The sequence below is a fragment of the Streptomyces sp. CA-288835 genome (assembly GCF_050936385.1).
Classification (GTDB): Bacteria; Actinomycetota; Actinomycetes; order Streptomycetales; family Streptomycetaceae; genus Streptomyces.
The window spans coordinates 668,470-693,058 of sequence record NZ_JBNJMW010000001.1 but is presented as its reverse complement, the minus strand read 5'-3'; the positions used below and the strand labels follow the sequence as shown (position 1 = coordinate 693,058).

Annotated in this window: 22 protein-coding genes and 3 pseudogenes; 6 read left to right on the top strand and 19 right to left on the bottom strand. The window is 69.1% G+C overall.

Annotated elements, in window-relative coordinates; genetic code table 11:
* The first annotated feature begins 207 nt into the window (after nucleotides 1-207).
* Together ACQEVY_RS03285 and ACQEVY_RS03280 are read left to right on the top strand one after the other, a co-directional pair.
* Nucleotides 208-780, top strand: a complete 573-nt coding sequence (locus ACQEVY_RS03285) for a DUF2637 domain-containing protein (RefSeq protein WP_432944588.1) — start codon at nucleotides 208-210, stop codon at nucleotides 778-780.
* A gap of 449 nt (nucleotides 781-1,229) precedes the next feature.
* On the top strand, nucleotides 1,230-1,424 hold the full coding sequence (locus ACQEVY_RS03280; RefSeq protein WP_432955660.1) for an aminotransferase class I/II-fold pyridoxal phosphate-dependent enzyme: 195 nt from the start codon (nucleotides 1,230-1,232) through the stop codon (nucleotides 1,422-1,424).
* Nucleotides 1,425-1,450: 26 nt separating this feature from the next.
* Here the strand turns inward: ACQEVY_RS03280 and ACQEVY_RS03275 are convergent.
* From ACQEVY_RS03275 to ACQEVY_RS03210, 14 genes and pseudogenes are all read right to left on the bottom strand, one after another.
* Nucleotides 1,451-1,537, bottom strand: a pseudogene (locus ACQEVY_RS03275) (TetR/AcrR family transcriptional regulator); the annotation flags it as partial.
* Between the two features lie 209 nt (nucleotides 1,538-1,746).
* The gene (locus ACQEVY_RS03270) at nucleotides 1,747-2,973 is read right to left on the bottom strand and encodes a CaiB/BaiF CoA transferase family protein (protein ID WP_432944586.1); all 1,227 of its coding nucleotides are present in this window, start codon (nucleotides 2,971-2,973) and stop codon (nucleotides 1,747-1,749) included.
* Nucleotides 2,974-2,993: 20 nt separating this feature from the next.
* Nucleotides 2,994-4,139, bottom strand: coding sequence for an acyl-CoA dehydrogenase family protein (locus tag ACQEVY_RS03265; protein WP_432944584.1), 1,146 nt, complete (start codon nucleotides 4,137-4,139; stop codon nucleotides 2,994-2,996).
* A gap of 129 nt (nucleotides 4,140-4,268) precedes the next feature.
* On the bottom strand, nucleotides 4,269-5,438 hold the full coding sequence (locus tag ACQEVY_RS03260) for a thiolase family protein (RefSeq protein ID WP_432944581.1): 1,170 nt from the start codon (nucleotides 5,436-5,438) through the stop codon (nucleotides 4,269-4,271).
* A 1-nt stretch (nucleotide 5,439) separates the two neighbouring features.
* A complete protein-coding gene (locus tag ACQEVY_RS03255; protein ID WP_432944579.1) occupies nucleotides 5,440-7,203 on the bottom strand; it encodes a class I adenylate-forming enzyme family protein in 1,764 nt (587 codons plus the stop codon).
* 64 nt (nucleotides 7,204-7,267) lie between these two features.
* Nucleotides 7,268-8,458, bottom strand: coding sequence for a CaiB/BaiF CoA transferase family protein (locus ACQEVY_RS03250; protein WP_432944577.1), 1,191 nt, complete (start codon nucleotides 8,456-8,458; stop codon nucleotides 7,268-7,270).
* Nucleotides 8,459-8,465: 7 nt separating this feature from the next.
* A complete protein-coding gene (locus ACQEVY_RS03245; RefSeq protein WP_432944575.1) occupies nucleotides 8,466-9,233 on the bottom strand; it encodes a crotonase/enoyl-CoA hydratase family protein in 768 nt (255 codons plus the stop codon).
* Between the two features lie 64 nt (nucleotides 9,234-9,297).
* Entirely contained in the window at nucleotides 9,298-10,062 is a 765-nt protein-coding gene (locus ACQEVY_RS03240; protein ID WP_432944573.1) for an SDR family NAD(P)-dependent oxidoreductase, read from the bottom strand.
* Nucleotides 10,063-10,267: 205 nt separating this feature from the next.
* Complete coding sequence (locus ACQEVY_RS03235; protein WP_432944571.1) at nucleotides 10,268-10,945, bottom strand: TetR/AcrR family transcriptional regulator; 678 nt, start codon at nucleotides 10,943-10,945, stop codon at nucleotides 10,268-10,270.
* A 115-nt stretch (nucleotides 10,946-11,060) separates the two neighbouring features.
* Nucleotides 11,061-12,302: an ABC transporter substrate-binding protein gene (locus ACQEVY_RS03230; protein ID WP_432944569.1), complete on the bottom strand. Its 1,242-nt coding sequence runs from the start codon at nucleotides 12,300-12,302 to the stop codon at nucleotides 11,061-11,063.
* A gap of 112 nt (nucleotides 12,303-12,414) precedes the next feature.
* Nucleotides 12,415-13,512, bottom strand: a complete 1,098-nt coding sequence (locus ACQEVY_RS03225) for a branched-chain amino acid ABC transporter permease (RefSeq protein WP_432944567.1) — start codon at nucleotides 13,510-13,512, stop codon at nucleotides 12,415-12,417.
* The gene (locus ACQEVY_RS03220) at nucleotides 13,505-14,395 is read right to left on the bottom strand and encodes a branched-chain amino acid ABC transporter permease (RefSeq protein WP_432944565.1); all 891 of its coding nucleotides are present in this window, start codon (nucleotides 14,393-14,395) and stop codon (nucleotides 13,505-13,507) included. Before ACQEVY_RS03220 ends, ACQEVY_RS03225 begins: the two co-directional genes overlap by 8 nt.
* Nucleotides 14,395-15,207 (bottom strand): ABC transporter ATP-binding protein, encoded by an 813-nt coding sequence (locus ACQEVY_RS03215; RefSeq protein ID WP_388672894.1) that lies wholly within the window; start codon nucleotides 15,205-15,207, stop codon nucleotides 14,395-14,397. The genes ACQEVY_RS03220 and ACQEVY_RS03215 overlap by 1 nt, the downstream gene beginning before the upstream one ends.
* Nucleotides 15,204-16,061, bottom strand: a complete 858-nt coding sequence (locus ACQEVY_RS03210; RefSeq protein WP_432944562.1) for an ABC transporter ATP-binding protein — start codon at nucleotides 16,059-16,061, stop codon at nucleotides 15,204-15,206. The genes ACQEVY_RS03215 and ACQEVY_RS03210 overlap by 4 nt, the downstream gene beginning before the upstream one ends.
* A gap of 194 nt (nucleotides 16,062-16,255) precedes the next feature.
* Here ACQEVY_RS03210 and ACQEVY_RS03205 point away from each other — a divergent pair, with 194 nt between their 5' ends.
* From ACQEVY_RS03205 to ACQEVY_RS03190, 4 genes are all read left to right on the top strand, one after another.
* Nucleotides 16,256-17,296, top strand: coding sequence for an LLM class F420-dependent oxidoreductase (locus ACQEVY_RS03205; RefSeq protein ID WP_432944560.1), 1,041 nt, complete (start codon nucleotides 16,256-16,258; stop codon nucleotides 17,294-17,296).
* 177 nt (nucleotides 17,297-17,473) lie between these two features.
* The gene (locus ACQEVY_RS03200; RefSeq protein ID WP_432944558.1) at nucleotides 17,474-18,829 is read left to right on the top strand and encodes a PP2C family protein-serine/threonine phosphatase; all 1,356 of its coding nucleotides are present in this window, start codon (nucleotides 17,474-17,476) and stop codon (nucleotides 18,827-18,829) included.
* Between the two features lie 200 nt (nucleotides 18,830-19,029).
* Nucleotides 19,030-20,124 (top strand): LacI family DNA-binding transcriptional regulator, encoded by a 1,095-nt coding sequence (locus tag ACQEVY_RS03195; protein WP_432944556.1) that lies wholly within the window; start codon nucleotides 19,030-19,032, stop codon nucleotides 20,122-20,124.
* Nucleotides 20,125-20,339: 215 nt separating this feature from the next.
* Nucleotides 20,340-21,341, top strand: coding sequence for a glycoside hydrolase family 43 protein (locus ACQEVY_RS03190; protein ID WP_432955044.1), 1,002 nt, complete (start codon nucleotides 20,340-20,342; stop codon nucleotides 21,339-21,341).
* Nucleotides 21,342-21,443: 102 nt separating this feature from the next.
* On the opposite strand, the pseudogene ACQEVY_RS03185 reads toward ACQEVY_RS03190, so the two are convergent.
* From ACQEVY_RS03185 to ACQEVY_RS03165, 5 genes and pseudogenes are all read right to left on the bottom strand, one after another.
* Nucleotides 21,444-21,533, bottom strand: a pseudogene (locus tag ACQEVY_RS03185) (ABC transporter ATP-binding protein); the annotation flags it as partial.
* 336 nt (nucleotides 21,534-21,869) lie between these two features.
* The gene (locus ACQEVY_RS03180; RefSeq protein ID WP_432944554.1) at nucleotides 21,870-22,073 is read right to left on the bottom strand and encodes a cold-shock protein; all 204 of its coding nucleotides are present in this window, start codon (nucleotides 22,071-22,073) and stop codon (nucleotides 21,870-21,872) included.
* 181 nt (nucleotides 22,074-22,254) lie between these two features.
* Nucleotides 22,255-23,094, bottom strand: coding sequence for a hypothetical protein (locus ACQEVY_RS03175; RefSeq protein ID WP_432944552.1), 840 nt, complete (start codon nucleotides 23,092-23,094; stop codon nucleotides 22,255-22,257).
* The gene (locus ACQEVY_RS03170) at nucleotides 23,057-23,563 is read right to left on the bottom strand and encodes a hypothetical protein (protein ID WP_432944550.1); all 507 of its coding nucleotides are present in this window, start codon (nucleotides 23,561-23,563) and stop codon (nucleotides 23,057-23,059) included. The genes ACQEVY_RS03175 and ACQEVY_RS03170 overlap by 38 nt, the downstream gene beginning before the upstream one ends.
* Before the next feature lie 425 nt (nucleotides 23,564-23,988).
* Nucleotides 23,989-24,240 (bottom strand): annotated as a pseudogene (locus ACQEVY_RS03165) (response regulator); the annotation flags it as partial.
* Between the last annotated feature and the right edge of the window lie 349 nt (nucleotides 24,241-24,589).

The window sequence follows — 24,589 nt, the reverse complement described above, 5'->3', positions numbered from 1 at the left end:
TCGCTCATCCGCCCTCGCCTCCCATGGCGCAGCACCGCTGAGCCGTTCGAGGGGCACTCAGAGGGCATTTGATTTGAACGAGCGAGGAGGAAGAAATGGCAGCGGAAAGGAAGACGCCGCCGCCAACCTTCTGCGAAGCGCCCCCGGCGAGGCGCTTTCCGGGACGGTGGCGGTGCCGCGGCAGCGTCGTCGTAGAGGTGGTTCCCGGTGAGCGCCCAGAGCAGGGGAGCGGGCACAGGGTCTCCGGATGCATTGTCGGAGGCCGTCGGCAGCGGTGTCGGGTTTGAGCTGTGGGTGAGGCCTGGCCGCGCGTTGGTGGTGGCCTCGGTGGCCGGGTACGCCTCGTACGTGCATCAGCGGGAGTTCGCGTTGCAGGGGGCGGACGCCGTGAGCGCGACCTTGTGGCCCCTGTCGGTTGACGGGTTGTCGCTGCTGGCGACGGTCGGGTTGTTGTCTCCTGCTCGTGGAGTGGGGCGTCGGGCACGGGCCCCGTTGTGTGGCTGGCGTTTCTTCTCGGTATCGCGGTATCGCGGTGTCGCGGTGTCGTTGGCGGCGAACATCGCTGCGGCGCCTGCGCCGGCGTGGAAGCCGATGCCGGTGGCGGCTGGCCGCCGGTCGCCCTGTTGCTCTCGGTGGAACTGCTCGTACAGCGTCCCGGAGGCCGAGAGAGTACCGAGAGCGCCGGTGGTTCGGCGACGGCTGACGCCGAGACTCAGAACGATGGCAGCCGGATGCCCGACCGAGACGAGACGGCGGGAGGTTGCCGCGAGGAGGAAGTAGAGGAACGAGACGAGACAGAGGTGGAAGAGCGAGAGGCGACTGGGTACGGCCGAGAGCCGGCGGATGGCGGCGAGTTGGGAGCCGCGCCGACTTCGCCGTTTCAGGGCGAGCCGTCTCGGCTGGTCGGCGTGACGGCGGAGCAGTCGATGTGGGAGCACTTCAGCGGCAGCTGGCTGCAGGGCGTGTTCCCAGCGGTGCGGAGCTGGACCGAGTGGTGGGCACGAACAACTACGGCTGGGCTGTGCTTGCCCCCTGGCGACGCACAGGCCGGATCCCGGGCACGAAGAACGGCGCGAACTCAAACGGAAGCCAAGGGCACTCATGAGCACGCTCTCGGGTCCAGGGCGTGGCCGAGTTTCTTCGCGGTCCTGCAAGAGGATCGCCGGCCTCCGGGCCCGGCACGGCTGTTCCCCCTGTCGAAGCGATGACAATGCCGTGTCTACTTCGACGTGAGCCGCACTGGGCTCGCCTCCTTGGAGTTCTGCGAGGGAGCACTCCAAGAGGAGCACGTCGCGCTCACGCCGGGCAGGAACTTCGGCGTCCACACGGCGGAGACGCACGTACGGCTCTCCTGCGCGGCGTCGACCGACGAGCTCCGGGAGGGAATCGCCCGGCTCGGGAAGTTCCTGGCCACGTTTGAGTAGCGGGGGCGGTCAGCTGTCCTTCCGTACGCGGCGGAGAGGAGGGGCCCGAGTTCCCGGGCCACGGTCGTCAGGGCGCGGACGTTCCGCTCGGCCCGGGCGATGAGATCGTCTCCTCCGCCGGAGGGATGATCACCGCTGCCGTATGTGACGGGAGACAGGAACGGAAGTGACCCGCGCCGGAACCTGATGCCGAGCGATCGTCGTGCGAACGCCCGCCGTCCGTGCACGTCGTACGCCGTCAGCATCGCCCGCGGTCTTCGTACGCGCTGCGACCGCCGAGGGTCATGCCGATGGCGCGCCGTCGAGGCATGGCTCCGGCACCTCAGCGAGGGGTCGGAGCCACCGCGCCTTGTGCGCGCAGCACAGCGATGTCGTCCTCGGTGACGCCGAGTTCGGTGAGCAGGGCGTCGGTGTGCTGACCGAGTGCGGGGATCCCACCCATCGGTGGCTCGTAGCCGGCGATGACCGGAGGTGGAAGCAGAGCGGGTACCTGACCGTGAGGTGTGTCGATCCGGCGCCACCGGTCGCGGGCCATCAGATGCGGATGGGCTATGACCTCGCTCGGTGTGTTGAACCGGGCATTCCCGATCCCTGCGGCATCCGCGTCGCTCTGCACCTGCGTCAGGTCATGGCGTGCGCACCAGTCGGCGATCTCCGCGTCCAGGAACTCTCGGTGCGCGACCCGGCCGGAGGCGGTACGAAAGCGTTCGTCGTCGGCCAGGTCGGGCCGGCCGAGAAGGTCGCGCGCGAATCGCCGCCATTCGCGGTCGTTCGTCGTGCCCAGGACGACGGTCTGGCCGTCCGCTGTGCGGTAGGCGCCGTACGGCGCCACCGCGGGCGAGCCCATGCCGACCGGCTGCTGGTCCACACCCGTGTGCAGCGTGTAGGTGAGCTGATACCCCATCAACTCCGTCATCGTGTCGAACAGGCTCACCGCGACCGCGGCGGCGCCGCGACCATGGCCGCGCTCCTTGCCGCAGAGCAGCGCCAGAACCGACAACGCGGCATACAGGCCGGTGCACACGTCGGCCATCGGCGGACCGGGCTTGGCCGGCGCACCGGGAAAGCCTGTCATCGCGCATGCGCCCGACTCGGCCTGGGCCAGCAGATCGTAAGCGCGCTTGTGGGACAGCGGGCCTCCCGGCCCGTAGCCGTCGATCTCCACGGCGATGAGTTCCGGGTGGCTGACGGCCAGGTCGGTGGGCGCGATTCCGAGCCTCGCCGTGGCACCGGGAGCAAGATTGGAGACCATCACATCGGCGCGGTCGAGCAACCGGTGGAGTACCGCCATACCGGCCGGATCCTTCAGGTTCAGCGTGACCGACTCCTTGCCCCGGTTGACCCATACGAAGTGCGCCGCCATGCCGCCCACCACGTCGTCGTAGTGCCGGGCGAAGTCACCGCCTTCCGGGTTCTCCACCTTGATCACCCGAGCCCCGAAGTCACCGAGGGTGCGGGTGCAGATTGGGGCCGCCACCGCCTGCTCCAGGGACACCACCGTGATGCCCGCCAGTGGCCCGGCCGGCTTGGCCTCTCGCGCCTCGCTCATGGGGCCGCCCGCGCCGCCCGTCACGCGTGCTCCCGCAGCAACTGCCTGCCCACGATGAGCTTCTGGATCTCGCTCGTCCCCTCGTAGATGCGGAACAGTCGCACGTCCCGGTAGAAGCGCTCGACGGGAACGTGGCGCATGTAGCCCATGCCCCCGTGGATCTGGACGGCACGGTCGGCCACCCGGCCCACCATCTCGCTGCAGAACAGTTTCGTGGAGGACGGCGCCAGCCTGCGGTCCTCGCCCGAGTCGTACGCGCGGGCGGCCTCCAGCACCATGGCGCGGGCCGCGTACATCTCGGCGTGCGACTCGGCGAGCATGGCCTGGACGAGCTGGAACTCGCCGATGGGACGTCCGCCCTGCCGGGTGACCGAGGCGTGCGCGACGCTTTCGTCCAGGATGCGCCCGGCCAGCCCCACACACATCGCCGCGACGCTCAGACGTCCCCTCGCCAGCGACCGCATGGCGGTGCGGAACCCCTCTTCCTCGCGTTCTCCCACGAGGGCACTCGCCGGAAGGCGTACGTCGGCGAAGAAGACCTCCGCGCTCAAGGCCCCGGACTGGCCCATCTTGTGGTCCCTCGGTCCCACGGTGACGCCGGGGCTGTCCGCGTCGACGGCGAAGACGGAGATCCCCTCGGCTCCCGTGCTCTGCGGCCCGGTGCGGGCGAACACCATGAAGACACCGGCGAGCGGAGCATTGGTGATGAACCGCTTACTGCCGTTCAGGACGTAGCCGTCCCCGTCGCGTACGGCACGGGTCCTGATACCGCTGGGGTCCGAGCCCGCCTCCGCCTCCGTGAGCGTGAACGCCGCGATCAACTCCCCGGCGGCCATCCGCGGCAGATAGCGCCGCTTCTGCTCCTCGGTGCCGGAACTCGCCAGGAGCTGGCCGGCGACCCCGTTGTTGATGCTGAACATCGAGCGGAACGCGGGCGTGGTGTAGCCGATCTCCAGGGAGAGGCGTACGTCCTCCGTCATGGAGAAGCCAAGGCCGCCGTACTCCTGGGGCAGCGCGTAGCCGAACAGGCCCATGGCCGCGGCCTTCTCGCGGAGGTCCGCCGGGATCTCGTCCTTCTCCTCGATCTCGTTCTCGCGCGGGACGACCTTCTCGCGCACGAAGGCCCGCACCGCCGCCAGAACGGCGTCGAACTCGTCTGGTTCCATTGGCTTTTCGCACTCCTCGGTTGTGGGCGCCTTGTCGAGCGGGCCCCAGGGCTCGGGCTGCTTGGGCCGCTTGGCCACTCCGGCTGCTCGAGCTGCTCGGGCTGCTCGGGCTGCTCGGGCTGCTCGGGCTCAGCGGGGAAGGAGTTCCAGGACGGTGGCGTTCGCCATGCCGCCGCCCTCGCACATCGACTGCAGGCCGTAGCGGACGCCGGTGGCTCGCATGTGGTGGAGCAGCGTCGTGGTCAGCCGGGCGCCGGAGGCTCCCAGGGGATGGCCGAGGGCGATGGCGCCGCCGTCGGGATTGAGCCGGTCCGGATCGGCGCCGGTCTCGGCGAGCCAGGCGCAGGTCACGCTGGCGAACGCCTCGTTGATCTCGAAGGCGCCGATGTCCTCGATGCCCAGACCGGCGCGCTTCAGGACCTTCTCGGTGGCCGGGATGGGGCCGGTGAGCATCGTCACGGGGTCGACTCCGACGACGGCGAAGGAGTGGAAGCGGGCGATCGGGCGCAGACCGAGTTCACGCGCCTTCTCGCCGCTCATGACCAGCAGCGCCGAGGCACCGTCGGATATCTGCGAGGAGTTGCCGGCCGTGACCACGCCGTCCTCGGTGAACGCGGGCTTCAGACCCGCCATCGTGGCGGCCGTGCCGCCCCGCCGTACTCCCTCGTCCGTGTCGACGGTGCGTACGGAACCGTCCTCGTCCGTCACGTCCACCGGCACGATCTGGGACTTGAACCGCCCCTCGTCGATCGCGGCCGCCGCGTTGGCGTGCGACCGGAGGCTGTGCGCGTCGAGTTGCTCCCGGCTCAGCCCCCAGCGCCGCGCGATCTCCTCCGCGCCCAGCCCCTGGCTGAACCGTGAGACGCCGTACCGGGCCTGCACGGCCGGGCCGAAGGGTTCGCCGGGGCCCCGCTCGCGGCCGGAGCCCAGCGGTACGCGGCTCATCGACTCCACGCCGCCCGCGACCACGATGTCGTACTGGCCGCTCATCACTCCCGCGGCGGCGAACTGCGCCGCCTGCTGCGAGGATCCGCACTGCCGGTCGATGGTGACGCCGGGCACTTCCTCAGGCCATCCGGCGGCCAGGACGGCGAAACGGCCGACGCAGCCGCCCTGCTCACCGATCTGCGAGACGCAACCCCACAGCACGTCCTCGACCAACGCCGGGTCCAGGTCGTTGCGTTCGGCCAGGGCCCGCAGCACCACGGCGGACAGGTCGACCGGGTGCACACTGCTCAACGAGCCGTTCCGCTTACCCACGGGAGTACGGACGGCGTCCACGATGACCGCGTCACGCATGTCAGACCTGCCTTTCCGCCGTGTCCGGCGCGCTGGTTTCCTGTGTGCCCGAGGGGGGTTCGCCCGGGCCTCGAGTCGTCCGGGCCAGGCGGCGGAGCTCGGTTTTCAGCACCTTTCCGGCCGGGGACAGGGGAAGTTCGTCGACGAAACGGACCTCTCTGATCCGCTTGTACGGCGTCACGCGCTCCGCGACGTACTCCATCAGCTCCTCGGCCATCGCGCGCGGCTCGGTGGCCGGGACCACGAAGGCGACGGGGACCTCGCCGACGGCAGGCACCGCCCTCCCGACGACCGATGCCTGGAGCACTGCCGGGTGGCCGCCGAGGATGTCCTCCAGCTCGCGCGGGTACACGTTGTAGCCCTTGTAGATGAGCATGTCCTTCGACCTGCCGGAGACGTACAGGAAGCCGTCCGCGTCGAGGTGGCCGGTGTCGCCGGTGCGCAGCCAGCCGTCGACGAACTGCGCGGCGGTCTCGTCCGGGCGGTTGAGGTAGCCCGAGGCCACCTGAGGGCCCCGCATCCAGATCTCGCCGCGCTCGCCCCGCGGCACCTTCCGGCCGGGATCCAGCGGGTCCCGGATCTCCAGCTCGGTGTCGAACAGGGGAAGCCCCTGGCTGCCCGGCTTGCGCAGCCCGGCCTTCGCGATCGGGCCGCTGGACACGGTTGCTGTCGCCTCCGTCAGGCCGTAACCCTCGATGACGGCGGCGTCGGGGAAGACCTCTGTCAGCTGCTCCAACGAGTGCGTGTCTATGGGGGCGCCACCCGACACCACGGCCTTGACCGAGCTGAGGTCCCGCGTGCGGATGCCCGGTGTCGCCAGCAGGGCGTGATAGAGCGCCGGGGCGCCCGGGAGGTACGCGACCCGGTGCCGTTCCACCTGCTCCAGGTACGACTCCGCATCGAAGCGGCCGCTCAGGATGGTGGTGGCGCCGCACAGGAGGAAGAAGTTGAGGCTGATCAAGCCAAGGGCGTGGAACAGGGGCGAGACACACAGCGTGGCGTAGCTGCCCGGGGCCAGGGCGTAGTCGCCGGAGGTCTCCAAGGGGTGCAGCACCACACCGCCTTCGCTGTCGAGCCCGGGGAGTGCCCCGGAGCGCCAGCCAGCGACCTGGATGGTGTTGGCGACGATGTTGCGGTGCAGTATGCGCACTCCCTTGGGTGCTCCGGTGGTTCCGCCGGTGTACCCGTACTGGGCGACGGAGTCGGTGGGGACCAGCACCTCCGGCGGGCGGGTGCTCTGGCCCGCGACGAGGTCCGCCAGGGCGGTGCCCGCCTTCCCGAAGAGCTGTGCGCAGTCATCCGGCCTGTCGGCCGGGGCCGATGCGCTGGGCGGCACGATGACGACCAACCGGACCGTCAGCCCGTCGATCGCCTCGGCCAGCACCGGTGCCGGCTCCGGATGGGTCACCACGGCCGCCGCGGAGCAGTCGGCGAGCTGGGCGCGCAGAGCCCTGGCCGGCTGGGCGGGGTTGGCCGGGCAGGCTGTCGCGCCGGCGAGCGTGATGCCGTAGTAGGCGACGGCGAACCACAGGGTGTTCGGCAGGTGAAGGGCGACCACGTCACCCTGCCGTATGCCGCGCGCCCTGAGGCCGCGGGCGAACGCGGCAGCCTGTTCGTACAGGCCGGTGAAGGTGAGAACCTGGTCGCCGTCGCGCACGGCTGCCCGGTCGCGGTAGCGGCGGGCGGATCCGGCGAGCACCGCGCCGAGCGGGACATCGGGGTAGTCGAGGCGGCGAGGCAGTCCCGCGGGCCAGTAGTCGGTCATGTGCCGCTCCCTTCCCGCGCCGGCCTGCGGCCGGCCCTGCAGGGCTTTCGCGTCGTACGCCGGCTCATCGCACGACCTCCGCGTCGAAAAGCTTCTTGATCTGCTCGGGGCTGCGGCCCGTCTCGGCGAGGACCTGCGCTGTGTGCTCGCCCGGAAGGGGGGCCGGCCGGGTGTGCCGGCGAGGGGTGGAGGAGCCGAACCGGGGGGCCGGGGCGGGCTGGAGGACTCCCGTGCCGTCGGTGAGGAAGGTGCCGCGTGCGGCGTTGTGAGGATGGTGCGGTGCCTCCACCAGCGACAGCACGGGGGTGACGCACGCGTCGGCGTCGGCGAACATGGCGGCCCAGTCGTCGCGGGTGCGGGCGGCGAAGACCTCCGCGAGGCGCCGCCGCATGACCGGCCAGCGGGACCGGTCCCACTGTTGGGCGAAGTCGGCATCCGCGACCAGGTCGAGCCGTTCCAGGAGGGTGGCGAAGAAGGGCGCCTCGATCGCGCCGACCGCTACGTACTCGCCGTCGCGGCAGCGGTAGACGCCGTAGAACGGGGCTGTGCCGTCCAGGTAGTTGACGCCCCGATGGTCGGTCCACCGCCCCTGGTGCAGACGGCCGTAGATCATGGCCAGCAGCTGAGCCGACCCGTCCACCATCGCGGCGTCCACGACCTGGCCTTTCCCGGCGGCGCGTGCCTGCACGACCGCGCACAGCACACCGAAGGCGAGCAGTGCGCCACCGCCGCCGAAGTCGCCGAGCAGGTTGAGCGGCAGGACCGGCGGGCCGTCGGCCGGTCCGATGGCTCCCAGGGCCCCCGACAGGGCGATGTAGTTGATGTCGTGCCCGGCCCGCGGCGCGAGCGGCCCGTCCTGCCCGAATCCCGTCATCCGTCCGTAGACCAGGCGCGGGTTGCGGTCCAGGCACGGGCCGGGGCCCACGCCGAGCCGTTCGGCCACCCCCGGCCGGAAGCCCTCCAGGAGGACATCGGCATCCGCCACCAGGTCGAGGACGGCGCCGACGCCTTCCGGGTGCTTGAGGTCGATGGCGGCCGAGCGCCGCCCCCGGTGCAGGACGGGATCGGGCTTGCCGGCCACGTCCGACGGGCGCTCGACACGGATCACGTCCGCACCGGCGTCGGCGAGGAGCATCGCGCAGAACGGCCCAGGCCCGATGCCCCCGAGCTCGATGACCCGCAGCCCGGCGAGCGGCCCCGGGGCCGCATCGGGTACGGCGCCGTTCGCACGTTCCTGGTCTTGTTCTTCGTTCACCGGCCGCTCACCGGCCTCGCCAGACGGGAGCGCGCTTCTCGGTGAAGGCCGACGCGCCTTCCCGCGCGTCATCCGAGTTGAACACCAGCTCGGTGATCGGCTTCTGACGGTCGAACAGCTCGTCGCGTGGCCAGCCGGGAGACTCCACGAGGATACGTTTGGTGACCCGTACGGCGAGCGGACCGTTGGCGGCGATGGCGGAGGCCAGCAGCCTCGCCTCCTTCAGCGCGCCGCCGGGTGGAGTGAGCCGGTTGACCAGTCCGTAGTGGTAGGCCCGGTCCGCGGTGAGGACATCGCCGGTGAGAGCGAGTTCCATCGCGATCTGGTACGGGATCCGGCCCGGCAGTCGCAGCAGTCCTCCGGCCACCGCCACCAGACCGCGCTTGACCTCGGGCAGCCCGAACTTGGCGTCCTCCGCGGCGACGACCAGATCACTCGCGAGGGCGATCTCGCATCCGCCCGCCACGGCGTAGCCCTCGACGGCGGCGATCAGCGGCTTGCGCGGCGGGGTCTCGGTGAGGCCGGCGAAACCGCGCCCCTGCACGTGAGGGCGCTCGCCCCGCAGAAACGCCTTGAGGTCCATGCCCGCGCAGAAGGTGCCGCCCGCGCCGGTGATGATGCCGACCGCGAGGTCGTCACGCTCGTCCAACTCGTCCAGCGCGGACGCGATCGCCTCCGCGACGGCTCGGGTGACCGCGTTGCGGGATTCGGGCCGGTTGATGGTGATGACGGCGATGCCGTCGTCGCCGTACTCGACCAGTACTTCGTCTGCCACGGCAGCTCCTTTACGGTGGCCAAGCGGTGGTCGCGGTTGGGGAATAGCGGTTGAGCGCCGGCCTTCAGCGTGGGGCCAGGCGGATCGCGCCGTCGAGGCGGATGGTCTCTCCGTTGAGCATCGCGTTGTCGATGATGTGCAGGGCGAGTTGTGCGTACTCGTCCGCCGCGCCCAGGCGCGGCGGGTGCGGCACCGCGGCAGCGAGCGCGTCGAGCTTCTCCTTCGGCCTCCTGCCGAGCATCGGTGTGTCGAACAAGCCGGGCGCGATGGTGACGACCCGGATGCTCTTGCTCGCCAGATCCCGGGCCGCACACACAGTGAGGCCGGCCACGCCGGCCTTCGACGCCGCGTACGGGCTCTGTCCGATCTGCCCCTCGAACGCCGCGACCGACGCTGTCATGACCACCACTCCGCGGTCCCCGTCGAGTGGTTCGTTGCGGGCCATGCGGGCGGCGGCGAGCCGGAGCACGTTGAAGGTGCCGATCAGGTTGACGTCGACCACGGCGCGGAAATGGTCGAGATCACCGGCGGTGCCGTCCTTGTTGACCACGCGGAGCGGGCCGCCGCGGCCCGCGCAGTGGACGACCGCGCGCAGCGCTCCTGTCCGCTCGGCGGTGTCGAGGACGGCGGTCATGTCCTCGGTGCTCGTCACGTCGGCGGGGACGAAGACGGCCTCGGGGCCGAGGTCGCGGACGGCGCGGGCGCCGTCCGAGGAGGGCAGGTCCGCGATGGTGACGCGGGCGCCGGCCTTGAGCAGCCGCCGTGCCGTCGCCAGGCCGAGCCCCGACGCGCCGCCGGTCACCACTGCGGATATTCCGCTGGTCTGCATGGACGCTCCAGTCGGTCGAGTCGGTGTCGGATCTGCCGCCGCCGGCGCCGCGAAGGCTCGGCGACTGCCGTCGTACGCCGGGGCACGGGCCCCGGCCGTTGTGGTCGGGGCTGCAGCCGATGAAAAGAAGGTACTTGTCGAACGATCGTTAAGTTAGGTCGCCGTCTCACCCACTGTCAATGACCGCGACGAAAGTGCGGGCGACCTACCGGGCCGGCGCCTCGCCGTGCCCGAGCATTGCGAACGCCAGCCGCACGTACCGGTCGCACAGCTCCGTCGTCCCGAGGTCGCCGGACGGGTCGTACCACTGGGCGACGGCGTTACACATCGCCATGACCGCCCGGCGGGCGTCGTCCGGGTGCGGGGTCCGGAAGACTCCGCCGGCGATGCCGTCGTCTATGGCCTTCTGGAAGAGTCCCGATACAGCGTGTCGCCTTTCGATGATGGGGTTGCGGTACTCGGGTTCGAGGTAACGGAGTTCCTGGAGGGTCAGCAGACTCTCGACCCGCCGCCGGACCCGGTAGTCGACCGTCACTCTGACCAGGGCGGCCAGCCGCGCGGCAGGGTCGTCACCGGCCTGGGCCAGTTCCTTCTCGCAGTGACGGAAGTAGTCGTCGAGCGAGTCCTCGATCAGGGCGTGGAAGAGCTCTGCCTTGCCGGAGTAGTAGTAATAGAGGGCGGACAGACTCATGTCGGCCCGCTTGGCGATGTCACGAATGGAGGCGCCGAAGTAGCCGCGCTCCGCGAAGACATCTCGTGCGGCGTCCATGATGGCGTCCCGGCCGTTTCCCCGGGGGCTGGTGGGACCGTTGTCCGCCGCCTTGCCGCTCTTGCCCGCCGTCTTGCCGCTCTTGTCCGCCGCTTTGCCGCTCATCGCATCCATGGCCCCAGCCTCCCAGAACGAACGAACGATCGACAAAGCCGCTCCGCTCCCCTGCCATGCGGAGCCGAGGGCCGGCGCACCGCCGCCGCCGACCCGCCGGGCACAGTCCCCGGTGTCATCCGGCCGACGGAACCTTGTACTCCTTCGCCAGGTCCGAGGCGAAGAAGTCACCGAGTGCTTTGACTCCGGCGAAGACACCCTTGTCCACACCCAGCACCTGGGCCTCGCGCGAACTGGGCTCAGCGGGATCGGAGAAGTCCTGAGGCGGGAGCAGGCCCGGTAGCGTGAAGTCGGTGACAGCGCTGCGGGCCTTGAGCACGCCCGGGCGGGTGAGGTCCTCGCAGCTCTTGCCGAGTATCTCGGCGTAGAGCTTGGTCATGGCGTAGGCGTGGACGACTCCGCTGCTGGCCTCCGGTGCCTTACCGTTCTGGTCCTTCCAGGCAGCGGCCAGCTTGCGAGCGGCGGCATTGTCCTCACCGATGCCGCCAAGACCGGAGAGCCTGGTGTAGTGCTCGGTGAGCGCGGGCGCCGCAGACGTCCTGAGCAGGCTGGTGGCGAAGGTCGACACCCCGCCCATGATCGGCACCTCCATGTCGGCCGCCTGCGCCACTGCCGCCACCGAAGCCGCCTGCTTGGGCGTCGAGTCCACCAGGATCGCCTTGACCTTCGCCGACTTGAGCGCGTTGACCTGGCTGGTGAGGTCGGTTGCGGCGGGTTCGATCTGCTGGCCGACGATCTTCAACCCCAGCTTCCCCGCAGCGAACTTGCTGCCCCGCAGGCTGTTCTCGCCGATTTCTCCTTGGAGGTAGATATGCCCGACGGAATCGCCGCTGCGCAGTTCGCCCTTCCTCACGAGCCAGTCCAGGCCGTTGATCGTCTGGATGTCGTACGTGGCACCCAGGACGATCAGGTGCTCGTCCCCGAGCAGGGTCGACGCGAACGTGGTCAGGCCGGCGAGTTCGTCCTTCGCCTCGATCTTCTCCCGCAGCGCCGTGACGACCGGCGAGCCGAGAATGTTCAGATAGCCGAGGACCTGCGGATCCATCTCGTCGTACGCGGCGACGGCCTTCTGCGGGTCGTAGCCGTGGTCGCGGGTGACCAGTGCCAGCTTGCGGTCGCAGACACCGCCTGCCGCGTTGATCTCCTTCACGGCGACGTTGCTCGCGTCGAGGATCGTCTTGCCAGTGCCCGCGAACGGGCCCGACAGGTCCATCAGCACTCCGAGCTTGATGGTGGAGTCGCTGACCCCGGGCGCGGCGGCGGTCCCGGCCGTTTCGGCCTTGGTGGAGCAGCCGGCAACCGCCAGCGTGAAGGCCAGGGCCGCGGCCGTCAGGCCGACTGTGCGCGATTTGTGCATCGGTGTGTCTCCTCGCTGAGAAGCGGATGAGGTGGTTGACAGCACACGTCCGGCAAAGTGGGGGAGGCGGGTCTGGAGTGCCTGAGGCGACGGACGGCTGGGAAGCAGGGGTTCAGGGAGCGGCGGCCGCGGCCGGGCGGCGGCTTCGTAGAGGTCGAACGGCGCCGGCCAACGCCGCCAGACCGCCCGGCTGGACGATCACGGCCACGATGACGACCGCGCCGTACACGAACTGTGCCGCTGTCGACGCGTCCAGCCCCTGCCCGCCGGCCCCGGTGACGAACGGCAGGGAATCCGCGTAGCGGGAGAACAGCAGGGGCAGCGTCACGACGAAGACCGAACCGGCGATCGCGCCACCCACGGATCCGAGGCCGCCCAGGATGACCATCACCAGATAGTTGACCGACAGGTGGAGGCTGAAATAGTCGGGGACGGTGCGCTGAAAGGCCAGTGCCGTGAGCACACCGGCGGCGCCGGCATACATCGACGACAGTACGAAGACGGCTGCCTTGGTGCGTCGTATGTCGACGCCCATGGCGCTCGCGCCGATCTCGCTGTCCTTCATGAGCCTCAGCGCCCTGCCGGGCCGGCCGCGCAGGACGTTGCGGCCGAGCAGCGCCGCCCCGACGGTGACGACGAGGAACAGATACCACTGGCTCTCGGCGGCACCGAACGGAACGCCCAGGACCGTGACGTCCGCCTGGTCGGAGAAGGAGAACCCGCCGATCGACATCGGCACGACGGTCCGGCCCTCGAAGCCGCCGGTCACCGGCTTCATGTTCTGCAGCAGATGGTGGCCGAGGAACACCAGGCCCAGGGAGGCGATGCCCAGATAGATGCCGCGCAGGCGACTGGAGACCGGGCTGAACAGCAGGCCGCAGACACCCGCCAGCAGGACGGCCAGAACTGCGGCGAGTAGCGGGGGGAGGCCGAGACCGGACACCCCGCCGCTGCTTTCTCCGGCCAGAAAGGCATAGCCGTATGCGCCGACGGCGACGAAGAAGGCGTGTCCCAGGGACAACTGTCCCGCCGCGCCGAGCAGGATGGTGAGGCCGATCGCGCCGACCGCCGCCGCCATCGCGAACAGGCCCATGTTCAGCCAGAACGCGGAGACATACAGGGGCAGTGCCAGGAGGACCACCAGGGCTGCGGTCAGCGCGCACAGGGCCGGCAAACGCCCTGCCATGCGGAGCCGGGACGTCTCAGGCACGGCTGACCTCCTTCGCTCCGAACAGGCCGGAGGGCCGCCACAGCAGAATGCAGATCATGATCACGTAGGCCACGACGTCCCCAAGCCCTCGCCCGAGGAAGGAGAGGGCGTCCTGGTACTCGGCGACGGTCACCTCGGCGATGCCGATGAGCAGGCCGCCCACGATCGCCCCGCCGAGCGAGTCGAGGCCGCCGATGATCGCGGCGGGGAGCGCCTTGATGGCCGCGGTCCCGGTACTCACGGCCACGCCAGGGCTGGGGAACGACGCGAGACCGATGCCGGCCGCGACGGCGAGGATGCCGGCCGCGATCCAGGCACCTGCCGAAACCCGCTTCAGCCGGACACCGGCGAGCGCCGCGCCCTCGCGGTCCTCGATCGACGCGCGCATGGCCAGGCCCCAGCCGGTGTGGCGGAGGACCGCGGCGAGACCGGCGATCAGCAGCGGCACGGTGAGGATGGTGATGATCACGGACAAGGGCAGTACCACCGAGTCGAAGTGGACCACGTGTCCGTCCCAGGGAGCGCCGAGTGGCAGCACGCTCTCCCCGATGCGCCAGCTCAGTTCCGCGGTGAGTACCACGTTGACCCCGATGGTGAGGATCGCCAGCGCGTCATGCTTGCGGCCGTCGACCCGGGACAGCAGCAGTCGCTCCACCGCCAGTCCCAGCGTCCCGGCCGCGACCAGGCCGAGCGCCACGGCGGCCGCGAAGCCGATGTGCGGGCTGGTCTGCGCCACCACCCACACACCGAAGAGCAGAAACGAGGCGTGCGCGAAGTTCACCGTGCGAGTCGCCTTGAAGACGATGACGAAGCCCAGCGCGATCAGGGCGTACAACAACCCCAAAGACACACCGCTCAGCAGGATTTCGACTCCGCGGGTCATCACGACAACCTCTCCGCCACCTGGTCGTTTCCGGACTCCATGGGCGCTCCCAGATAGGCGCTGATCACTTCCGGATGCTGCCTTACGTGTTCCGGCGTGCCGTCCGTGACGACCTTGCCGAAGTCGAGGACGGTGATGCGGTCGGCGATCGACATGACCACTCCCATGTCGTGCTCGACGAACACCACGGTCAGACCGAGCGCGTCACGTGCCGCGGAGACCAGCCGGGCGAGTTCCGCGCTCTCCGCGGTGTTCATCCCGGCGACCGGTTCGTCGAGGATGAGCAACCGCGGCTCCAGGCACAGCGCCCGCGCGAACTCCAGGCGCTTGAGATCCCCGTAGGCGAGGCTCGCCGCCGGGCGGTCCAGAACCCCGGACAAGCCGGCGAACTCCGCGATGTCGCGCACCCGCGCTTCGTGGACACGCTGTTCACCGCGGCCCAGTCCCAGTGCGGTCGCGGCGATGCCGGACCGGGTCAGCCGATGCCGGCCGACCATGAGGTTGTCGAGTGTGGACTCGACCGGTGACACGACGATGTTCTGGAAGGTGCGGGCGACTCCCCTGCGTGCCACCCGGTCCGGACGCAGGCCCGTCACCTCCTGACCGTCCACCATGATGCGGCCCGAAGCGACACGGTAGATCCCCGACAGGGCATTGAGCAGCGTTGTCTTCCCGGCACCGTTGGGACCGATGACGGCATGGATCGTTCCGGGCCGCACGGTAAATGACACACCGTCAAGCGCGCGCAGGCCGCTGAACACCACGCTCACGTCCTCGACACGCAGTTCCGCTGCAGTTGGAGTCGTCGTCATCCGGACCACCTGCTCAGCGTCGGCGTGTTTCCGGTCCCGGGCCCGGGCCGCGGTGCGGATCCGCCGGCGCCCTGGCCGGCGTCCGCGTCCGCGCCCAGGTAGAGGCGTCGCACATCGTCGCTCTGCGCCAGCTCGTCCGTCGGTCCGCTCAGCACCACCCGGCCGAGGTCGAGCACACAGGCCGAGTCGGCGACCGAAAGCGCCATCGCCGCGTTCTGCTCCACCAGCAGGACGGGGACCCCTTCCCGGCTGATCTCGCGGATGGTCTCGCCCACGAGATGCACCAGCCGCGGTGCGAGGCCGAGGGACGGCTCGTCGAGAAGCAGCAGTCTGGGTTGCGCCATCAACGCCCGGGCGATGGCGAGCATTTGCTGCTCGCCGCCGGACAGCGTCCCGCCACGGGCGCGTCGCCGCTCGGCGAGCTGTGGGAAGAGTTCGTACATCCGACGGCGTGTGCGCTCACGCAGCGCCGACGACCGCACGGTGAGCGCACCGGCGTTCAGGTTTTCCTCCACCGTCAGACCGGCGAAGATGTGCCGTCCTTCCGGTACCTGTACGAGCCCGTGCATCACGGTGCGGGCCGTGTCCGCACCGGTGATCCGTTCGCCACGGAACCGGACGGAGCCTTCGGTGACCCCGCCGCCGTACAGGCCGAGCGTGCCGGAGACGGCACGCATGAGCGTCGTCTTTCCGGCGCCGTTGCTGCCGAGTAGCGCGACGACGCCGCTGCCGCCGACGTCCAGGGACACGCCCCGCAGTACGGGTGCACGAGCGCCGTACCGGACGACGAGTCCATCGATTTCGAGCACTTCGGCCTCCCTTGCCGCTCTGAAGCAACGCTGAGCGTCACTCATCGATCGTTCGTTAAGGCCAGCGCGAACGTAGAGTGAGCCACGTCACTCGGTCAAGGTCCCTGCACATGATCTCTTGCAGAGAGGCGGAGTTGAAGGGCTACGAGCCCGCCGGTTCCGCCTGGGCAGGAAGGTCGGTACGGTGTTAAACGATCGTTCGATAAAAAGTCAGTCGGCAGAAGACGAGGGGCCTTCGCATGCGTATCGGTATGACAATGGATTACAGCGGCGACTTCATCGAATCGGTCCGTGCCGTAAGGGATTTCGAGACGGCAGGGGTCGAGATCGCCTTCGTGCCGGAGGCCTACTCGTTCGACGCCGTCAGCCGATTGGGCTACCTCGCGGCTCGTACCGAACGCCTGGAGATCGCCTCCGGGATCCTGCCGGTCTTCACCCGTACGCCGTCGCTCTTGGCGATGACCGCCGCCGGTCTGGACGATCTCTCCGGCGGCCGGTTCACGCTCGGCCTCGGAGCGTCGGGTCCGCAGGTGATCGAGGGCTTCCACGGGGTGCCGTACGACGCGCCACTCGGCCGCACCCGCGAGGTGGTGGAGATCTGCCGTCAGGTGTGGCGGGGCGAACCGGTGGTGCACCCGGGTCCGAAGTACCCGCTTCCGCTTCCCGCCGAGCGGGGCACGGGGCTCGGCAAGCCCTTGAAACTCCTCAACAAGCCGGTCCGCTCCCGCATCCCCATCACCCTGGCGGCGATCGGACCGAAGAACGTCGAGCTGACGGCCGAACTCGCCGAGGGCTGGCTGCCCGTTTTCTTCCATCCCGGAAAGGCCGCCGAGGTGTGGGGAGCGGCACTGACCTCGGGGCTGGCCCGGCGCGATCCGGCACTGGGCACGCTCGACATCACGGTGACGGCGCCTCTGGCCGTCGGCGACGACGTGGAACACCTGCTGGACCGAGCTCGGCCACAACTGGCCCTCTACATCGGGGGGATGGGCGCGAGGAACAAGAACTTCTACGCCCGGCTCGCCGGTCGGTACGGCTACGAACGGGAGGCGGCGCACATCCAGGACCTGTATTTGTCAGGAAAGAAGCAGGAGGCCGAAGCCGCCGTCCCCGAGGGACTGTTGAAGGCCATATCCCTCGTGGGGACGAAGGAACAGATCGCCGGACAGCTCGATGCCTTTGCTGCCGCCGGAGTGACGACCCTGTGCGTGAAGCCGCTGGCCGGCACACACAGGGAACGCCTCCACGCCGTCGAGCGACTGCGCGACATGCTGGACTGACGCCTCGCGCGTCGCACGACTCGGAGGCCGGCGAAGGCGCACCGGCCACTCCACGGATGACAGGCTGACGTACCTGGTCGCGGGTTCGCTCGGCGGGGTGGGCAGGCGTCGGCTGTTCTAAGGTGTGCGTGCGGCCGCATCCGGTCGCGGTACCTGGTGTATCCCGGAAGGGGTGAGGTGCCAGTGAACGCCGACGAGGTGCCCGGGGCGACCTGGGATGCGGACCTGGGCGGCATCGCCGAGCAGTTCAGGCAACTCACCCGCGCCCAGGAACGGATGCAGGCGCTGCTGGACGCGGTGCTGGCGGTCAGCAGAGAGCTGGATCTGCCGGTGGTGCTGCGACAGATCGTGAGCGCAGCGATGCACCTGGTGCACGCCCGCTACGGTGCCCTCAGCGTGTTCAAGGAGGAGGAGCGGGCGGGCCTTGAGGATTTCATCCCGCTCGGCCTGAGTGACGCCGACTACCAGGCCCTCGCCGGAGTCCATCCCCCGCACGGCCAGGGCCTGCTCGCGCACCTCATCGAGCAGCACGAACCATTGCGCGTGGACGATGTACCGCACCATCCGGACGCGGTGGGCTTCCCCGCGGGGCATCCGCCGATGCGCACCCTGCTCGGGGTGGCCATCGGCGTGCACGGACGCATCTACGGCAACCTCTACCTGGCCGACCGGCGCGACGGCAGACCGTTCGACGAGCAGGACGCGGCCGTCGTGGGCGCGCTGGCCGGGGCCGCCGGCATCGCCATCGAGAACGCCCGGCTGTACCAGCAGGTACGTACATCCGCCGAACAATTTCAGCGCCTGCTGCTGCCCACCCTGCCCGATCTGACCCCGTTCACCGCGGCTGCGGAGTACCGGGCGGCCACCGCTTCGGGCCACCACCTGGGCGGCGACTGGTACGACGCCTTGCTGCTCCCCGACGGTGCTTGCGTCGCGATCATCGGCGACGTCGTGGGCCACGACCTGACCGCGGCCGCCGCCATGGCTCAGATCCGCAACATGCTCCGCGCCCTGCTGTACGAACGGCGCACCCCGCCGAGCCTGGTCCTGGACCGGCTCGACGACACCCTGCACGCGATCACCGACGCCCCCGTCACCACCGCCTGCCTGGCCCGTATCGAACCCTACGGCGACAGCTGGCGCCTGCACTGGTCGACGGCCGGCCACCTCCCGCCGCTGGTCGTCCGCGCCGATGGACGCACCCGCTACCTGCAGGCCGAACCCGGCGTGCCGCTGGGCGTCGACGCCCGCCTGCACCGCCCCGACCACACCCATACGCTCGCGCCCGGAGACACGGTGCTGCTGTTCACCGACGGCCTGGTCGAACACCCCGGGCACCCGCTGGACGCCGACCTGGACATCCTTGCGGCCACCGCCGGCGCCCACGCCGGGCTGCCCCTCGACGAGTTCTGCCGCACCCTCGCCGACCAACACCCCAGCGACGGCCACGACGACATCGCTCTTCTCGCCGTACGCATTCCACCCACCGGCCCGGTGAGCCGCACCGGCCCGGTGAGCCACCAGGACCGATAGCAGCGGCCACGGGCGCCAGAAGCCCGGCAGGCTGCGACTCACTGCGCGGCATGCGCCCCCCTCAGTTCACGTCCGGGGAGGACCGCGGGCAGGAAGCCGGGGGCGCACCCTTGACGTGCGATCTCTGACTGCGTAGACATTGACCGCGCGGTCATACAACTGACCTCGAAGGGTTCCCGTGTTCGGCCAGAGGAGACTCCATGACACGAGTGGCAGGACGGGGCGGGAGCGCTCCTGTGCCGCGCAGTGCCGATGTCGCCCAACTCGTCGGCGTCTCGCGCAAGACCGTGTCGAGGGTCCTCAACAACGAGCCGTACGTCTCCGACGACGTACGGCGACGTGTCATCGAAGCCGCCGAGGAACTCGGCTACCGGCTCAACAACGCGGCTCGAACACTGGCTTCCGGACGCACACGTTCCATCGGTGTGGTCGCTCTGGGGACGACCGGGTACGGAACCGCCTCGCTACTCGTGGCCATTGAGAAAGCCGTACGGGGCTCCGGTTACGCGCTCCGAGTGGTCAACACCCTGGACGGCGAACCGGACGATATCGCCGCCGCTGTGGGCTCCCTCCTGGAGCAGGGAGTGGACGGCATCATCGTCTCCGAACCCGTCGTCGAAGGAGAGGTGTCCGTCCGCGTCGACGTGCCGGTTCTCTTCCTCGGCGCGCCACCGGCCTTCGGCGGCTCTCGAGCGGTGACGGCAGGGGTCGGAGCCGACCGGCTGGCGCGGGCCGCCACGGACCACCTGCTCGATCTGGGCCACCCGACCGTCCACCACCTTGCCGGACCACTGCGCTGGTACGCCGCCAAGGATCGTGCCGAGGGATGGCAGGCAGCTCTGGCGGCACGCGGCAGGCCCCAACCGACCCTCCTCGAAGGCGACTGGTCGGCCGCGTCCGGTTACCTGGCGGGGCGCGAACTGGCCGCCGACCCCGAGGTGACCGCGGTCTTCGTCTCGGGCGACGACATGGCCATCGGCTTGATCCACGCCCTGACGGAAGCCGGTCGGCGCGTGCCTGACGACGTCAGCGTCATCGGTTTCGACGGCAACCCCGTCTTCGCCTACGTCACCCCACGCCTGACCACGGTGCGCCAGCCGTTCGACGCCGCAGCCAGGGAAGGACTCAGGCTTCTCATCCACGCCATCGAAGAGCCCGCCGCCGAAGTGCCACCGGCGAGCGGCCTACCGGTCGAACTCATCGTCCGCGCCTCGACCGCACCCCCACCGTCCCCCTCAGCCGGACAGCGCACTTCGTCGTCACGTTCCCGCCCATCGCAACGGTCACGGGTCTGATCGCAGCCACCCGAGCCTCCCACTCAGGCGATCAAGGCCCCCGGCAAGTCTCCCGGAAAGGCCCAACTACCTTGCCCAGCTCCCGACGCAGCTTCGTCGCCACCTCAGGCGCGGCCGCGGCCGCAACCGTTCTCGGCGCAGCGTCTCCGTCATCCGCGTCCGCTTCCGCCGACGACGTGTCAACGACGTCTTCGACCGCGGCCGACGCCGATCTCATGCGGCTTCCCGACATGCCCCTGCACGACCCGTTCATCGTCGCCGACAAGAAGACCGCGACCTACTACCTCTACACGTCCAACGACCGATCGGTATCGGGTGTGGACGGCACCGGCACGATGGTCTACCGCAGCCGCAACCTGCGTGACTGGATGCCCCCCGTCGTGGTCTTCCTGGCCGCCGACCAGGAGGGCCTCTGGACAACCCACGGTGGGTGGGCGCCGGAGGTGCACGAGTGGGGCGGCAATTACTACCTGTTCACCACTCTGCACAACCAGGACAAGCCGCTTCCGATACCACCACCCAACCAATGGGGCACCCCGTTCCCGATCGGGAACTACATGCGCGGCACGATCATCGCTGTTTCCGACTCGCTGCTGGGCCCCTTCACCGTCATCGACCCGTCGCGCCCCACCCCGCCCGAGAATCTCATGACCCTCGACGGGACGCTCTACGTCGACCCGTCTGGGCAGCCCTGGATGGTGTACGCGCACGAGTGGCTGCAGACCATCGACGGAACCATGGAAGCGATCCGGCTGACTCCGGACCTGTCGGGCACCGTCGGCGATCCGACCTACCTGTTCAAGGCCTCGGACGCGTTCTGGATCAGCGAGCAGATCCCCGGCGGCGTACCGCACCAACTCCCGCCCTACGTCACCGACGGCCCGCAGCTGTACCGCACCCCTGACAAATCCCTGATCATGCTGTGGTCGACGTACGAAAAGAACCTGGCCAACCCGGACGGCACCGTCGGTGGCTTGTATGTGCAGACCCATGCCGTCTCCAAGTCCGGCGACATCAAGGGCCCGTGGAGCCAGCGACGGCCGCTCGTCCGGAACGACAGCGGTCACGGCATGCTGTTCCACACCTTCGACGGCCAGCTGATGATGGTGCTCCACCGCCCCTTCAACAACGCGCGCGGGAAGCTGTACGAGATGCAACTCCTTGGCCACGAGCTGCGGGTGCTCCGCCAGCGCACCGATCTCGACGGCGGCGGCTGACGCCTCGTGTGTGGTTCGGGACCACGCCGGCTTGGTCGTCGACGCACTCGACATGGCCGTGGCGGCATCACACGCTGGACTGGCCGAGGTCGCCGCCGAGCGCTGGCCGTCGCTGAGCAGGAGGCAGGTGTCGGCTGAGCGTGCGGCTTCGAGGTCGTGCGTGGCCTGGACGATGGTCACCCCGTCGGCGAGCTCTCCGGCGGCCGGCGGCAGCGGGTCCTGGCGGCCCGCGCGCCGGCCACCGGCCCGCGCATCCTGCTCTGCTGCTCGTGCGTTGAGCCCTCCGCCTGCCCCCCGTGCCCCCGCACGCGGCGGGAGGGAGTGAAGGCGTACAGGTCGAGGATGCCGGGCGGATCGGCGATCGTGGCAGGTCGCCCGGCCTTCGATATGGGCAGGGGCCACTGGGACCGGGCTTCAGGGCTTTCGGAGCCTGACGGTCGCAGTAAGTACGGTGGTCGGGGTTGAATGATGCGGTGGTTCCCCGGGTTCAGCTGACTGGGGACCAGTGCCATGAGCGCCGGGTCTTGGTCAGGCGGGGGTGACGTTTTCGGCTTGGGGTCCCTTGGGGCCCTGCGTCACGTCGAACTGGACCTTCTGGCCCTCGTTGAGTTCTCGGTAGCCGGTACTGGCGATGGCCGAGTAGTGGACAAACACGTCAGGGCCGCCGCCGTCCTGAGCGATGAAGCCGAAACCCTTCTCCGCGTTGAACCACTTCACAATGCCCGTAGCCATTTCGATCTCCTTCATCGGCACAGTGCGAGTCCGCTGCTGTGCCGTTGTGCTTTTGCGGCCGACTTCCCAGGGCTGCGGAGGTTAAACACGGCCTCCGCGAGGTGTCTTCACATCGCGGCGAGGGTGCAAGTGGGTTGGCCCCCGCGCACGCGCGGGGGCTCACTCGGGTCCGGGCCGGACGTTACAGCGCCGGGATTACCGACAGCGGGAATTTTTCGTCGATGACGTTTTCTCCGCCCTCACCGAATCCCGGCTCGGTGCGAATGTTTTCCTCGCTTTCGGCACGAATGCTGTCCTCGCTCTTGGCATCAAGAATGCCTGCGTCTTTGAGGATTTTGTCTGCCTCCGGAGTGCCGCACTTGACGTTGCGCAGCCAGATTTCCCCGTTCGGTGTCCCGTTCTTCAGGAGCTGCGGATAGAAGACATGGACGGCGGTGGATCCTTTACTGGGGGAGAAGAACACCTTCTGGCCGTCCTGCTCCTCCTTGTACGTTGCCTTGAGGTGCCCGCTCACGTCGGTGCGTTTCTGCGACCACATGAAGAAGGCGATGTGGTCCGGCTTCATCGTTCCCTTGATGCCGAACGAGAAAGAGGATTCTGCATCGTCGCGCTTGATGTTGATTTCCTGCGTGTTGAACTGGATTCCGACTTCGAAGACCGAGTTCGCCAATTTGGCGCCGCCGGCCACGACGGAACCGTTCTCCAGCTGAACGACCCTCTGAACCTTGGAGGACACAGCGAAGGATTTCGACTGCTTATCCTCAGATCCGCAGTTCAGGTCCGGCTTGGACACTCGCTGGTTGGGCCCGAAGTTGTTGCTGTTGTGCTGGACGGGAACGAACTCGCAGTTCTCCAGCCGGTCCGAGTCGCTCTTGCAGTCGGCGTCCACCTCGCTGGGGGTGGCCGCCCCAGCGTTGGCCATGAGTGGAACCGCCACGGCGAGGGCGGCCACCGGGGCCAGGGCGAGAGTGAGGCGCTTCTTCTTACTCCGGTGGCTTCCGCTGCGGCCGGCGCGTGTCATGGTGTGTCTCCTGACTGGGGATTCGTGCGGGATGGGGGAGTCCGGGCGTCAGCAGTTCTTCAGGACAGCATTGACCGCGCCGTCCGCCCTGCTGGGTCACCGTGTATTTGCCCTGCCCCTGACCCACTGTCGTCGACCACGTGCCCTGATCCACCTGATCGGGGTTCAGATTCGGTGGGCAATTCCTGTTCACGGGCGTGACCTGCTCCGTGGGCCCGTTGAATTTTTCTATCTTCCCCGGAATGAAATCGCACGAGTCGGCCAGCGGGACGTTGTCGATGCCGTTGAACTGCTGTTCCTTGCCGTCGATGACCCGCGCCTTTGAACACATGCGCATGATCTCTTCTGCTGTCTTCTCCTCGGCTGCGTTCGCCGAAGGCAGGAGAGCCGCGACGGCTCCGCCGGTCGCGAGGGCCGCACCGACGGCGACGAGCCGGACCTTCCTGTTCTTGTAGCGCCTCTTGGCCATGGTTTACTCCGTCCTTGATTGGTTCTTCGTATTGCGAGTTCAGGATTCTTGGGCGACGAGCCGGGTCATGGCAGGGACAAATGTCCCTACTCGCCGGTCCGTCGCTTTCCCGTAAGTTTTTCGGCGGCACTCGATACGTTTGCTCTATTTATTGCTCTTGCCGACCGAATTCGAGAAACCGTGTGCGGTCAGGTCTTCCCGGTCACGGAAGGGCTCTGCGGCTCTCACTCATGCGCAGGCGGCAGTCCCACGCCTCGGCGCACCGCGCCCTCGGTGAACGGCAGCGGCTCGCGGCCGGCCGTGAAGACGTCGTGGACGCACACCGGTACGCCCGGCCGCACGCGTGGGAACGGCTCGCGGATGTACCACTGGGCGAAACTCGCCGATTGCGCCGCGTCGATGAAGAGGAAGCCCGCGGCGTCCGGGATCACCTTGGGGCGATGCACCACGCCGGGCGGCGGACCCAGCAACAGCAGCGCCGACTCCAGCCCGTCCATCGCCGGCATCCGTAGGTCCATCAGCACCACGTCGGGATGCGTGCAGCGGCTGACCTCGATGCCGAGCCTGCCGTTGGCGGCCTCCCCCACGACGTCGATGTCGCTCGGCGCCGACAGCAACGCCGCTAACCTCGACCGCACCATGTCCTGGTCGTCCACGACGACCACCCGGATAGTCATCCCCATCTCCTGTCCCGGTCACCTGCCGAGCCCGTGCGGCCCGACTGCACAGCGGCTCAGGCGTGGCTGCGGCGACATCGCCGCCGTACTCCCGTTGTCGAGGAAGAGAGCGGGCCCCACTCTCCCCTCCCGGCGTGGACCACCGCCTCGGCCGAACGGCTATGAGCAACCGCGGCACCGGGCTGCACAGGGGGGAGGTGCGCCAGGGGCCGCCTGACAAGTCGTCGGCAAGGGAGTGCCGTTGGCCAGGACCGAGTCTTGGACTCGGGGGGATTGGTCAGTAGCCCGTCGCAGGCGCTGAAAAATCGGGGAGAAGTCCTGTTCTCGGGACGGCTCGGCCGTTCGGCCG

Bases quoted from the DNA above. Each gene is read 5' to 3' on its own strand.
- ACQEVY_RS03180 (WP_432944554.1), bottom strand. From the start codon at position 22,073: ATGGCTACGGGCATTGTGAAGTGGTTCAACGCGGAGAAGGGTTTCGGC.
- ACQEVY_RS03255 (WP_432944579.1), bottom strand. From the start codon at position 7,203: ATGACCGACTACTGGCCCGCGGGACTGCCTCGCCGCCTCGACTACCCC.
- ACQEVY_RS03260 (WP_432944581.1), bottom strand. From the start codon at position 5,438: ATGCGTGACGCGGTCATCGTGGACGCCGTCCGTACTCCCGTGGGTAAG.
- ACQEVY_RS03240 (WP_432944573.1), bottom strand. From the start codon at position 10,062: ATGCAGACCAGCGGAATATCCGCAGTGGTGACCGGCGGCGCGTCGGGG.
- ACQEVY_RS03170 (WP_432944550.1), bottom strand. From the start codon at position 23,563: ATGGCCAAGAGGCGCTACAAGAACAGGAAGGTCCGGCTCGTCGCCGTC.
- ACQEVY_RS03205 (WP_432944560.1), top strand. From the start codon at position 16,256: ATGCGTATCGGTATGACAATGGATTACAGCGGCGACTTCATCGAATCG.
- ACQEVY_RS03265 (WP_432944584.1), bottom strand. From the start codon at position 4,139: ATGGAACCAGACGAGTTCGACGCCGTTCTGGCGGCGGTGCGGGCCTTC.
- ACQEVY_RS03175 (WP_432944552.1), bottom strand. From the start codon at position 23,094: ATGACACGCGCCGGCCGCAGCGGAAGCCACCGGAGTAAGAAGAAGCGC.
- ACQEVY_RS03235 (WP_432944571.1), bottom strand. From the start codon at position 10,945: ATGGATGCGATGAGCGGCAAAGCGGCGGACAAGAGCGGCAAGACGGCG.
- ACQEVY_RS03195 (WP_432944556.1), top strand. From the start codon at position 19,030: ATGACACGAGTGGCAGGACGGGGCGGGAGCGCTCCTGTGCCGCGCAGT.
- ACQEVY_RS03220 (WP_432944565.1), bottom strand. From the start codon at position 14,395: ATGACCCGCGGAGTCGAAATCCTGCTGAGCGGTGTGTCTTTGGGGTTG.
- ACQEVY_RS03210 (WP_432944562.1), bottom strand. From the start codon at position 16,061: ATGAGTGACGCTCAGCGTTGCTTCAGAGCGGCAAGGGAGGCCGAAGTG.
- ACQEVY_RS03215 (WP_388672894.1), bottom strand. From the start codon at position 15,207: ATGACGACGACTCCAACTGCAGCGGAACTGCGTGTCGAGGACGTGAGC.
- ACQEVY_RS03230 (WP_432944569.1), bottom strand. From the start codon at position 12,302: ATGCACAAATCGCGCACAGTCGGCCTGACGGCCGCGGCCCTGGCCTTC.
- ACQEVY_RS03190 (WP_432955044.1), top strand. From the start codon at position 20,340: ATGCGGCTTCCCGACATGCCCCTGCACGACCCGTTCATCGTCGCCGAC.
- ACQEVY_RS03270 (WP_432944586.1), bottom strand. From the start codon at position 2,973: ATGAGCGAGGCGCGAGAGGCCAAGCCGGCCGGGCCACTGGCGGGCATC.